The organism is Bacteroidota bacterium, assembly GCA_016715945.1.
GTDB lineage: Bacteria > Bacteroidota > Bacteroidia > Bacteroidales > F082 > JALNZU01.
Map to the genome: position 1 here is coordinate 797,349 of JADJXJ010000001.1, position 12,205 is coordinate 809,553.

13 protein-coding genes are annotated in these 12,205 nt (G+C 48.7%); 6 read left to right on the top strand and 7 right to left on the bottom strand.

What is annotated here, in order from left to right:
* Positions 1 to 23: 23 nt before the first annotated feature.
* Positions 24 to 248, bottom strand: a complete 225-nt coding sequence (locus tag IPM52_02930; GenBank protein ID MBK9290574.1) for a hypothetical protein — start codon at positions 246 to 248, stop codon at positions 24 to 26.
* A 265-nt stretch (positions 249 to 513) separates the two neighbouring features.
* Positions 514 to 882, bottom strand: coding sequence for a DMT family protein (locus tag IPM52_02935; GenBank protein ID MBK9290575.1), 369 nt, complete (start codon positions 880 to 882; stop codon positions 514 to 516).
* A gap of 108 nt (positions 883 to 990) precedes the next feature.
* Between IPM52_02935 and IPM52_02940 the strand changes: the two genes are divergently transcribed.
* The 5 genes from IPM52_02940 (at position 991) to IPM52_02960 (ending at position 7,065) form a co-directional block, all read left to right on the top strand.
* Complete coding sequence (locus tag IPM52_02940; GenBank protein MBK9290576.1) at positions 991 to 1,566, top strand: D-sedoheptulose 7-phosphate isomerase; 576 nt, start codon at positions 991 to 993, stop codon at positions 1,564 to 1,566.
* Complete coding sequence (locus IPM52_02945) at positions 1,563 to 2,123, top strand: HAD-IIIA family hydrolase (GenBank protein ID MBK9290577.1); 561 nt, start codon at positions 1,563 to 1,565, stop codon at positions 2,121 to 2,123. The genes IPM52_02940 and IPM52_02945 overlap by 4 nt, the downstream gene beginning before the upstream one ends.
* Before the next feature lies 1 nt (position 2,124).
* Positions 2,125 to 3,567 (top strand): sodium:solute symporter, encoded by a 1,443-nt coding sequence (locus IPM52_02950; GenBank protein ID MBK9290578.1) that lies wholly within the window; start codon positions 2,125 to 2,127, stop codon positions 3,565 to 3,567.
* A 27-nt stretch (positions 3,568 to 3,594) separates the two neighbouring features.
* The gene (locus IPM52_02955) at positions 3,595 to 5,784 is read left to right on the top strand and encodes a glutamine synthetase III (protein MBK9290579.1); all 2,190 of its coding nucleotides are present in this window, start codon (positions 3,595 to 3,597) and stop codon (positions 5,782 to 5,784) included.
* Positions 5,785 to 5,910: 126 nt separating this feature from the next.
* Positions 5,911 to 7,065 carry a DUF4831 family protein gene (locus tag IPM52_02960; GenBank protein ID MBK9290580.1) on the top strand — a complete coding sequence of 385 codons (1,155 nt, stop codon included), beginning with the start codon at positions 5,911 to 5,913 and terminating at the stop codon, positions 7,063 to 7,065.
* Here the strand turns inward: IPM52_02960 and kdsA are convergent, their stop codons facing one another.
* The 4 genes from kdsA to IPM52_02980 are packed head-to-tail and all read right to left on the bottom strand — an operon-like array spanning position 7,066 to position 9,834.
* Positions 7,066 to 7,884, bottom strand: a complete 819-nt coding sequence (gene kdsA, locus IPM52_02965; protein MBK9290581.1) for a 3-deoxy-8-phosphooctulonate synthase — start codon at positions 7,882 to 7,884, stop codon at positions 7,066 to 7,068.
* A 7-nt stretch (positions 7,885 to 7,891) separates the two neighbouring features.
* A complete protein-coding gene (locus tag IPM52_02970; GenBank protein MBK9290582.1) occupies positions 7,892 to 8,554 on the bottom strand; it encodes an NAD(P)H-binding protein in 663 nt (220 codons plus the stop codon).
* Positions 8,551 to 9,459 carry a DMT family transporter gene (locus tag IPM52_02975; protein MBK9290583.1) on the bottom strand — a complete coding sequence of 303 codons (909 nt, stop codon included), beginning with the start codon at positions 9,457 to 9,459 and terminating at the stop codon, positions 8,551 to 8,553. Before IPM52_02975 ends, IPM52_02970 begins: the two co-directional genes overlap by 4 nt.
* Before the next feature lie 12 nt (positions 9,460 to 9,471).
* Positions 9,472 to 9,834 (bottom strand): DUF3127 domain-containing protein, encoded by a 363-nt coding sequence (locus IPM52_02980; GenBank protein ID MBK9290584.1) that lies wholly within the window; start codon positions 9,832 to 9,834, stop codon positions 9,472 to 9,474.
* A 140-nt stretch (positions 9,835 to 9,974) separates the two neighbouring features.
* Between IPM52_02980 and msrA the strand changes: the two genes are divergently transcribed.
* Complete coding sequence (gene msrA, locus IPM52_02985; protein MBK9290585.1) at positions 9,975 to 10,583, top strand: peptide-methionine (S)-S-oxide reductase MsrA; 609 nt, start codon at positions 9,975 to 9,977, stop codon at positions 10,581 to 10,583.
* Position 10,584: 1 nt separating this feature from the next.
* Here the strand turns inward: msrA and mgtE are convergent, their stop codons facing one another.
* Positions 10,585 to 11,943: a magnesium transporter gene (mgtE, locus tag IPM52_02990; GenBank protein ID MBK9290586.1), complete on the bottom strand. Its 1,359-nt coding sequence runs from the start codon at positions 11,941 to 11,943 to the stop codon at positions 10,585 to 10,587.
* Positions 11,944 to 12,205: the final 262 nt, after the last annotated feature.

The window sequence follows — 12,205 nt, forward strand, 5'->3', positions numbered from 1 at the left end:
CGCTGCGGGCGGCCATTCTTTTTTCAATAATCATCTTCGTCGTCGAAGCTGTTGAAGTCGTCGTACTCATCATCGTCGAAACCCAGATCGAAGTCGTCTTCATCGTCCCAGCCAGGTTCATCCTCGTCGTCGAGCAAAGGATCTTCAAAACCATCCAGCTCTTCGGATGCATCGTCGAGGTATGCTTCAAGCATATCATCGTCGAAGTTTTCAAGGGCCATGGGTTCCGAAATCTCAGTGGGATTCATGGCCTTGAGCTCGCGCATGACCTCCGGCGACACATAGAACTCATCTATGTTGTTGAAGCAGAATTCGATGTACTTCTGGTCGCGTTCAAACACTTCCTTGATCGTTTTCCCTTCGTATTTGCCAAAGGTGAAAACCGAGTCGATATCATAGAATTTCATTGGTAATGAATGATTTAGATTTGCTTTGTTGATCAACCAAATTTATCACCAGAAACTTGAAAACTGCAAGTTTATTTTCAAAAACATGGAAAAAAACTTGCAGAGGCTACTTCTTAAATATGAAGTACACGGCAAGTACCAGAAACACAAATCCGATGATGTGATTCAGCCTGAAAGTCTCGTTGCGAAAAACGAGTAGGGTGAAAATCATGAACACCGACAGGGTGATGACTTCCTGAAGCACTTTGAGTTCCACCAGGCTAAATGGGCCTCCGTTGCCCTGGTAACCTATGCGGTTGGCCGGCACCTGGAACATGTACTCAAACAAGGCTATTGACCAGCTGATCAGCACAATCCAGGTGAGATTTAACTGATCAAACCCCTTTAAGTCCTTGAATTTCAGGTGTCCGTACCAGGCAAGGGTCATAAACGCGTTCGAGAGAATGAGCAATAAGATGGTAGTTACCGATTTCACTTTTTCGAATTTTGGCTGCAAAATTCTTATTTTTTTCGTTTGATGCCCGACACCACCGGACGGGCGGTCAAGCACAAAAAGCCTATTTTTGCGCATCAATTTTCCAGCATGGATATCCCAGACATTATCGCAGCCTCGGTGGCTGTGAAGCAAAAAATGTTATCCGATCCCGAACTGCTGAAACGCATTGAGGACCTTGCCGGCCTGGCTGTGGAAGTATATCGGGGTGGCGGAAAACTGCTTTTCTGCGGCAATGGAGGCAGTGCCTCTGATGCACAGCATCTTGCAGCAGAACTCAGCGGACGATTTCAGTTCGACCGGGCACCCTTGTTTGCCGAGGCGCTGCACGTGAATACTTCCTACCTTACGGCGGTGAGCAACGATTACGGCTACGAACAGACTTATGCCAGGTTGGTGCGAGCCATGGGCAGGCAGGGCGATTTGCTCATTGCACTCAGCACTTCCGGAAACTCGCCCAACATTGTGCAAGCAGTAAAAGCAGCAAAAGAAGGCGGTATGCATGTGGCTGGACTTACCGGCTCGACAGGCGGAAAGATGAATCCCTGGTGCGATTTGCTCATTTGCGTGCCCTCGGATGTTACCGCCCGCATACAGGAAGCCCACATCCTGATCGGGCACATCATCTGCGAACTTATCGAAAATCAGCTCTTTGGTCCAAAATGAGCCCACACAACAAGCTACCCGACGTTGGCTGCAACTGGTCGCTCTTTCTGGACCGCGATGGAGTGATCAACCAACGACCACCGGGTGACTATGTGCGCAACATTTCCGGATTTGTCTGGCTGCCAGGGGTCCTCGATGCCATTGCAAACCTCTCAGGAATTTTTGGCCGTATTGTGGTGGTAACCAATCAACAAGGTGTCGGATTGGGCCTCATGAGCAAGACCGAACTCGATCAGATCCATGCCTGGATGCAGGAACAGATAGCGCTTCACGGTGGAAAAATCGATTTGGTGCTGTGCTGCACCATGCGTAAAGATGAGCCCGAAAATTGCAGAAAACCAGGGCTTAGCATGGCCATGCAGGCAAAATCTCATTTTCCAGAAATTGATTTCAGCCGGTCGTTCATGGTAGGTGATACAGAAAGCGACATCATTTTCGGCCGGAATGCCGGAATGCTCACCGTGATGGTTGGCGATGAAGCCTGCAATCCGCCACCTGACTTCAGGGTTAGTAGCCTGGCTGAGTTTGCCGGCCTTTTTATGAATAAAACCATTTAAAATGGCCGCTTCTTCGCTCATACTCACGGTTTTCACAGCATATGTGCTGCTGCTTTTCCTCTTTTCGTGGTTCACTTCGCGCAAAACGAACAATGAGGCCTACTTTATCGGAAACAGAAAGTCGCCCTGGTATGTGGTGGCTTACGGGATGATAGGCGCCTCGCTATCTGGTGTTACTTTTATCAGTATCCCCGGCTGGGTCGGACAAACACAATTCACCTATCTGATGGTTGTGTTTGGCTATCTGTTTGGATACCTGGTTATTGCATATGTGCTGCTTCCGATTTACTACAGGATGAATTTGGTCTCCATATACAGTTACCTGCAAAGCCGGTTTGGAACTGCCAGCCAGAAAACCGGAGCGTTGTTTTTTATTCTTTCGCGACTCATCGGGGCTTCGTTCCGCATGTTTCTGGTAATAAACGTATTACATTTGTTTATTTTCCAAAGTTTTGGTTTCCCGTTCTGGACAACAGCATTGCTTTTCGTAGTGATAATCACCCTGTATTCCTTCAACGGAGGCATTCGTACGATTGTGTGGACCGATACACTGCAAACCACTTTTATGCTTGGCGCACTGGTAGCTACTTTTTACATCATCGGCGAGAAACTTGGGATCCACATGGGTGGACTTTTGCAAAGAGCTGTTGATGAAGGATATACGAAAATTTTTGAAACAGACTGGCGTCATGATCGCTTTTACCTGAAGCAGTTTTTCAGCGGAATGTTTATCACAATTGTGATGACAGGGCTGGATCAGGACATGATGCAGAAGAATCTGAGTTGCCGTTCGCTGGCCGATGCCCGGAAAAATGTCATCACCCTCGGTGCCCTGCTCATCCCCGTGAATCTCATGTTTCTTTTTCTGGGGGCCTCGCTTTACATTTACGCAACCGATAGCGGTATTTTACTCAACTTTCCTTCCGACGAACTTTTTCCCAAACTGGCGGTTGAACACTTTGGAGGTGCAGTGGCTGTAATATTCTTTATAGGCCTCATCGCAGCTGCATTTTCAAGTGCCGACGGCGCAATCACAGCATTAACCACCTCCACCATCTACGACATCCTGGGCAAAAAAAATGAGTCGGAATCTTCCTTAGAAAAATTGCGCTACCTGATTCATTTTTTTATTTCTTCGCTGATCATTTTAATCAACGTTCTTTTCAGAAACATCAACGACAAAGCGGTAATCGACAGCCTGTTCACCATTGCCGGCTACACCTACGGACCACTGCTTGGCCTGTTCACGTTCGGCATTTTTACGCCCAACAAGGTCAACGACAAGCTGGTTCCTTTGGTTGCAATCATCTCGCCGGTTTTGTCCTGGTTGCTCAACAAGTACTCCGTCGAACTTTTGTGGGGCTACCGATTTGGTTTTGAGTTGCTGATTCTGAACGGTGCATTGACATTTTTTGGATTATGGCTCATTAAAAAACAGAAATAAAACAACAAACCATTCAATCAAACCACTATGGAAAATTTCCGATTTACAGCCCTTGCACAGACGCTTGACCGTCAGGTGCCACCGGTGAGTTATCCGGCCGAAAAAATCTCGGACTATTATGGCTCGATGGTTTTCAACAACGAAACCATGCGGGAGTATCTGACCAAGGAAGCCTATAAATCGTTGCAGCAAACCATCAGCAGCGGCGCCCGTATTGAAAGGCGGATTGCCGATCAGGTTGCTTCGGCCATGAAAGCCTGGGCTTTGAAGCATGGAGCTACCCATTACACACATTGGTTTCACCCGCTCACAGGATCCACTGCCGAGAAACATGATGCCTTCATCAATCCGCTGCCTACAGGAAAAGCCATCGAAGAGTTTTCCGGTTCTTCGCTCATCCAGCAGGAACCCGATGCATCTTCGTTCCCAAGCGGTGGTATCCGCAGCACCTTCGAAGCCCGCGGATATACAGCCTGGGACCCAACCAGCCCGGCTTTCATCATGGAACAAACCCTGTGTATTCCTACAATTTTCGTTTCCTACACCGGGGAGTCGCTCGACTACAAAACGCCTCTGCTCAAATCCATAGATGCACTGGACAAGGCAGCCGTGAAAGTTTGTCAGATGTTCGACAAAAGCATCTCTAAAGTCTATCCCACACTCGGATGGGAACAGGAATATTTCCTCGTTGATTCGGCCTTGTATGCTGCACGCCCCGACCTGGTACTTGCCGGCAGGACAGTTTTTGGTCATTCATCAGCCAAAGATCAGCAGCTTCACGACCACTATTTCGGTACAATACACAGCCGCGCCCGCGCTTTCATGCGCGACCTCGAAATAGAGGCCCACAAACTGGGTATCCCCCTAAAAACCAGGCACAACGAAGTGGCGCCCAGCCAGTTTGAATGTGCGCCGGTTTTTGAAGAAGTTAATGTGGCAGTCGATCATAACCAGTTGCTCATGCACCTGCTCGACAAAGTCTCACGCAAACATCACTTAAAAGTGCTCTTGCATGAGAAGCCTTATGAAAACATCAACGGCAGCGGCAAGCACAACAACTGGTCTATGGCCACCAACACAGGCGAAAACCTCTTATCGCCCGGCAAAACTCCCCAGGAAAACCTGCGCTTTATGGCTGTGCTGAGCATCATCCTCAAAGCAGTTTACGAATACGAGGAACTGCTCCGCGGAAGTATAGCCTCCGCCAGCAACGACCTTCGCCTTGGGGGTAACGAGGCTCCGCCGGCCATCATCTCGGCCTTCATTGGCGAACAACTTACCAAAGCCCTCGATGAGTTCGAAAACCTGCCTTCGCGCAAAAACCTTACCAACAGCAATGGCAAGAGCGTGTATCTGGCTATCCCAAAAATTCCGGAAATCCTTCGCGACAACACCGACCGCAACCGCACATCGCCTTTTGCTTTCACCGGCAACAAGTTTGAGTTTCGTGCTGTCGGCGGCTCGGCCAACACCGCCAAGCCCATGGTGGCCCTCAATACCATCGTGGCCGAGATGTTCGACAGGTTCTATGCCGGTGTGCAGGAGCAGGTCAAAGCCGGATTGAAAAAAGAAGATGCCATCTTCGAAATGACCAAAGCTTTCATCCGCGAATCGAAAAACATCCGCTTCGAAGGCAACAGCTACAGCGATGAGTGGAAAGAAGAAGCCAGGCGCCGTGGCCTGTCGAACCATGCCAGCACACCTGAGGCTACCAAGGCCTATGTGAGCGAAAAAGTGATTGCGCTGTTCGAAAAACATGGGGTCTTTACACGCCGCGAACTCTTTGCACGCTACGAAATCAAGCTGGAAAAATATGTCAAGAAAATCCAGATCGAAAGCCGTCTGGTAGGCGACCTGAGCGTCAACCACATCATCCCTACTGCCATTAAGTATCAGAACACCCTGATCGAAAATGCAAAAGGCCTCAAGGAGGTGCTGGATCAGAAAACTTTCGTGAAACTGAGCCGCAACCAGCTGCAGAACATCAAGGAGATCTCCGAACACATCTCTGAGATCAGACAGTTTGTGGAAGAAATGACCGAAGAACGCCGCAAAGCCAACCGCATGGAATCGATTGAGGAAAAGGCCGACGCTTATTGCCACAAAGTCAAACCCTATTTCGACAAAATCCGCTACCATGTGGACAAACTCGAGATGCTTGTGGACGATCAGCTCTGGCCCTTGCCCAAATACCGCGAACTGCTCTTCATCAAATAATTGGTTTAATTAGCTGATTAACAGCCGTCCAGAAGATAATTCAGGGCGGCTGTTTTTTTATAGGCCATGCCCGGCAGGCAGTCATGCCTCCTTTTGTATATCTTCGCAAATCAAGGAGATGAGCCTATGAAAATCAGACCTGCATTACCTGCGATTCTTGGTTTGTTGTTGCTGCTTGGCTATCACCCACAGGTGTCAGCCCAGTTCAGCGTAAGTCCGGTGTCTTCCGGTTCGAAAAACACCGAAACACCCGGTTTCTTTTATGCATTGCCGCGCACAGTGTTCAAAATCAACATCATAGTCGAAGAAAACGAACGCATCAAAGGCCCGTATGCCGAGTTTGCAAAGCGCATGCTGGGCATTGACGACGTCATCATGCAGGATGAAACGCAATATGCAATAAAAGATATCATTGTAAGCACACTAACCGAACCTGACCCGAAGACCTGGTTTTTCGTCGAATTCGACGAACGCTCTTCCAGGGATACCCGCACGCTGATTTTTGAGATGCTCGACAACGGCATAATCCTCGCTATGGACGATGCAGCAGTTCAACGTCCCCTGAACTCCCAGCACATTGAAACCACCATGGTGAATGCCCCAAACCAGAAACACTTCCGCTACTTTGCCGAGCATAACCTTTTTCAGAGGGTTGACACCATCGTCCGCCGGATTACCATCGATACCACAGTCATACGCCGCAACATCCTGCAAACCGCCTGGGTTGACCGCAATCCGGAACAAAAAGCACGAGCCTCGGCTGAAATGATCCAAAAGATCAGGGAAAGCCGTTTTAACCTCATCTCTGGTTTTCAGGAAGTTAATTTCAGTCAGATACCTTATATGGACAAGCAAATGCTCAAGCTAGAAGAGGAGTACCTTAGCTTGTTCACAGGTATGGAAGTCCGCACACTTACAGAGCACGTCGTTTATTTCACCCCCGAGGCGGATGCCAGGGGCTTTCAGACTGTAGCTCGTTTTACTGAGCAAAATGGCATACTCGAAAGCGGTAACCGGGGCGAACCTATTCAGCTTGTCATCGAACCGGCCGGCAATTCCCGTGAACTGGGCAGCGCCAACCTGCGCAACCGCCTTAACAATGCGCTCTATTACCGAATACCCGAAACAGCCGAGGTGAGTGTAATCTATAAGGGGAAAATCTACCAAAGGCAGCGTTTGCCTGTCAGTCAGCTTGGCTCCATAGCCGTAGCGCCTGCCAGCCGCACACGCCTGATTTTCGACCCGGCCACTGGCATGGCCACCACCATAAAACGCGACTGATCACACCAGCGCTTCCCTGATTCTTACAAGACGGATAAGCAAATCTTCCAACTTGCTCAGGTGCAGCATATTGGCTCCATCCGATAGGGCTTTGGCCGGCTCGGGGTGAACCTCCATAAATAAACCATCGGCACCAGCTGCAATAGCCGCACTGGCAATCAATCCAATCAAAGCTGGATTGCCGCCGGTTACCCCGGAAGGCTGATTCGGCTGCTGCAACGAATGGGTGCAATCCACCACCACAGGTACTCCAATCTGCTGCATGAAAGCCACATTCCGGAAATCAACCACAAGATCCTGATATCCAAAACTGTTGCCCCGTTCCGTCAACATCACCTTTTCATTTCCCCGGGAAAATACCTTATCTACGGCAAAGCGCATGGATTCGCCGGATAAAAACTGTCCCTTCTTGATGTTGACAACTTTGCCTGTTTCAGCCGCTGCCGCAAGCAGTTCTGTTTGCCGGCAGAGAAATGCAGGAATCTGCAGCACATCAACATACTGCGCTGCCATTGCAGCCTCAGGCGTTTCATGGATGTCGGTCACCACCGGAACCCCAAACTGATGCTTTACTTTTTCGAGCACCCTGAGCGCTTTCTCATCACCTATACCGGCAAATGAGTCAGCCCTCGAGCGATTTGCCTTTTTGTATGATGCCTTGAATATTAAGGGGATATTGAGCCTATCACATACATCCACAAGATGTCCGGCAATTCTTAAAGGCATTTCTTCGTTTTCGACCACACAAGGTCCGGCCATCAGAAAAAATCTGTCAGCTGTTATGTTATCAAAAAGCTTGAAGTCATCAATCTTAATCATCTGCTTATCAATGTTTTGCAATTTCTGTCAACTCATCTGATTCCACCACAATCTTTCCCTGAACCTTAAGCGCAAGCCTCAGCATGGCCACTGCCACCGATCGTGCATGTATGGCCTTGTATTTCCGGTACTTACCCGTGAGAAAACGATCAGCGAGCTTCATCAGCCACTCACCAAACTTTTCTCCCAGCCTGAATTCCTGTCGTGGTCCAAGCAACAGTGAGGGACGCACGATCACTATATTCGGAACACCGCTGCCGAGCACCTCTTTTTCCATCTCACCCTTGGTGCGTAAGTAAAAATTTCGTGCATGGGCCTTTGCACCAATGCTCGAAACCACCGCAAATACGCTTACCCCATTTTCGGCTGCTTTTTTGGCAATAGCAACAGGTAAATCCTTGTCAATCAAGCGAAATGCGTCTTTGCTTCCGGCTTTGGCTCTCGTGGTGCCCAAGCAGCAAAATACCGCCTCAGGTTTTTCGCGACTTACCCAGGTGGCGAAATCAGAAGGTTCGCAAATCTGGCTGATTACTTTCGGGTGCCTGAGATCCGGCGCTTTGCGTCCGACACATATGACCTTCCCGATTTCCGAGCTATGTATCAGCTCATCAAGCACATAGCTGCCTACCAGGCCGGTTGCACCGTAAAGCATCACTTTGTTGAATTTCATAGCGATTTGATGATTGACTTAAGACGATCAGTAAAAGTAACCAAATATACTCCTGCGAAAATCAACAGCGTAGGAATCGACATGTACCACTCCAATCTGTCTTTTCCGAATAGTATAGCAACCAATCCGGCGAAAAAGGGCTGGAGGTAAATAAAGGAACTGTTGGTGGCCGGCGAAATCCTGCGCAGGGAGTAATTGTTGAGGAAATATGCCGCAACGGTAGTAAAAAACAAAACGTATCCTATTGACAACCAGATATGAGCAGGTATCGCCTGCCAGTCGGATGCGATGGCCACAGGTAAGGTGAACGGAAGCACCCATAACAAGCCAAACAAAAATACCCAGCGCATGATGTTTAGGGCTGAATAGCGCATAAGCAAAGGCTTGATGAGCACCAGATAAAGGCCATAAGAACTGGCATTGATAACAATCAACAAGTTACCAAGCATCGTATCTCCGCTCGCATCAAAGCGCCCCCCGCGAAGAATCAGCAGGGCAGAGCCCACCGTTCCGATGGCAATGCCGGCAACCTTGATCCAATGTAGCCTTTCGCCCCGGAGCAAACGCGAAAATATGAGAACTGTAATCGGGACACCCACCATGATGATGCTTACATTGATGGGCGTTGACAGATTCAGCCCTTCAAAAAACATGATCTGGTTTAAGGCTACACCAAATATGGAAGCCACAGCTATGCGCAGCAGGTCAGTACGTTCAGTTTTCCCGGCAGGCACTTTGACCGAAACGAGCCAGAAAAAAAGGGCGGCACCAGCCACCCTGATGAGGATAATTGCCCTGGGTTGAAGGTAATCTGGCATGATTCCCTTGGCAATCACGTAGTTGAGACCGTAAATCAGGTTGGCCGTCAGTGCTGCGGTTAGGGCAAGCGGCCTGGAATGGGTCATGGGTGATTAACTTCAAAAAGGCAAATCGTCGGCTGCGGGGTCAACATCAAAGCTGGCGTTTGTCGATGCAGCAGCAGGGGAGGGTGGAGCAGGGGAGGGGGCAGCCTCCGATGCCCTGTCGATCCGGAAAGGCTTAACATCGGTGTACCAACGGCCATTGTACTCGCGCGACTCGATGCTGAACTGCAGCTTAAGCAGATCGCCCTGATTATACTCGCGGACCTTATCAGCAAGATCGCCCCAGCAAACAAAACAAATTTTGCGGGGATACTGATCGAGCGTTTCAACAATCAGCTCCTGCTTCGTCCAGGTGCCATTGCGTCCCTCGCCACTGGTACGTTGTCCCAGCTGCACAAATTTTGCGGTGATTTCCAAACTCATATGATTGATATTTGTGTGAATTTGCCTGTTGATGGTTGCCTGAAAGGCATTATGCAAAGTTAACAAATCATAGGTCGAAAGTATTGAACCCTTGCCTAATTTCGGCTGTTTATTCAGAACACGTAAAATGTAAAATGAAAACAATACAGTATCTCATGATCATCCTGCTTTCAACCATAAGTGGACCAGGCTTTCCGGCCGGAAAACAAACCGAAACCATTACCCTCGGAGGCGGGTGTTTTTGGTGCGTAGAAGCTGTATTTCAGCGCGTTAAAGGCGTAGAAAATGTCGTTAGCGGTTATTCAGGTGGCCGCATAGCCAACCCCACCTACAGGGAAGTGACCTCAGGATTGACCGGACACGCCGAAGTGGTGCAGGTCACGTTTGATCCTAAAGTGGTGAGTCTCGAAAAAATCCTTGAGGTATTTTTCAAAACCCACGATCCCACTACGCTCAACCGCCAGGGTGCAGATGTGGGCACCCAATACCGGTCAGTTATCTTCTATCATAATGAAAATCAAAAAATTACTGCCGAACGAATCATCCGCCGGCTGACGGAAGAAAAGATATGGGACAAGCCAATCGTCACGGAACTGAGCCCTTTCAAAGCTTTTTACAAAGCTGAGGATTACCATCAGAACTATTTCAACCGTAATCCCAGCCAGGGATACTGTCAGTTTGTCATAATTCCGAAACTGGAAAAATTCAATAAAATCTTCAGCGAAATCAGCACCGGTCGTTAGACTATGCAAACATTCCGTACATCAGCCGTCCGATGCTGAAATAGATAAACAAGCCTACGATGTCGTTCGAAGTGGTGATGAAAGGCCCGGTAGCCAGGGCAGGGTCTATCTTTAACTTATTGAGCGCCAGGGGAACAAAAGTACCAAAAATTGAAGCGAACAATATCACGGTGAGTAGTGCAACACTCACCGTCATGCTCAGCGCAAACGTAGGTGCATAAAAGAAACTGTAGGCTAGCAACAAAGCCGAGCAGACCAGGCCATTGATCAGACCGACGGTGAGTTCTTTGCCCAATTTGCTTAACAAACTACCGCTCAGACTGTTGCTTGCGAGTGCCTGCACAATGAGTGCCGAAGACTGCACCCCCACATTTCCCGCCATGGCGGCAATCAGGGGCATAAAGAAGGCCATTTCCGGGTAGATACTAATCTGATCTTCGTAATTGGCTATCACACGCGAACCCAAAATACCACCAAAAAGCGCCACCACCAGCCAGAAAAGGCGACCACGGGTAAGTTCCCACACTTTGTCGGACGCCTCGATGTCGTGGCTGATACCCGACATCAGCTGATAGTCTTTTTCAGCCTCATCTTGCACAAAATCAAGTACATCGTCAATGGTAATCCGTCCTATCAGCCTGCCTATCTCGTCCACAACGGGCAGGGCCACCAGGTCGTACTTCTTCATGATAGAGGCTACTTCTTCAGCTTTTTGGTATGCTTTTACCGAAATTACATCCGGTTCATACAGATCAGAAATCTTATCGCGAGGCGATGCAATAAGCAATCGTTCAAGCGAAAGCATGCCAACCAGCACGTTATCGTCGTCCACCACATACACCTGATAAACTTTGTCCACATTGGCAGCCTGCGCGCGCATTTCGCGGATGCAGGTAACCACATGCCAGCTGATGTTTACCTTCACCAGCTCCTTGGCCATCAGACTACCCGCGGTATTCTCCGGATAGAATAACAGGTCAGCAATGTTTTGTGCCTGGTTGCGGTCAGAGATTTTCGAAAGCACATCCTGCCTGAGGTTTCCAGGCAATTCGTTAATCAGGTCGGCGGCATCGTCCGAATCCAGGTTGTCAATCACATCCCTGGCAAGCTCCATGCTGGTGAGCGAACTGATCAGATCCTCACGCACATCTTCTTCCAGCTCCATCAAAACCTCGGCAGCTTCTTCCTTGTGAAGCAGGCTCATCAGGTATTTCGCCTCGTCGGCCTCAATCTGATTAATGATTTCAGCAATATCTGCCGGATACAACGCTTCGAGTTGAGCCAAAAGAAAATCAACCTTATTGGCTTCGATGGCTTCCCGGATTTCGTCAATCTTTTCTTTTGTGATATGCTGGCTCATCGAAAGGCGCTTTTTTTCTGGTTTGTGCGAAGATACTCAATCACGCCTTTGTTTTACCGTTTATTAAAGGATATTTATGTGGATAAAAAATGTACATAATTTATATTATGTTAAATTATGAAAATCGCTTCTAAGGGTTCACAGAGATCCACCAATGCCACACCATAATTTAATTTTTGAAAATTGCCTGCCAACAATCTGAGAAATCCCCCCCTGCCTGGATAAAAAAACTGCCCCGAAAAAATCCGGGGCAGAATGCAGT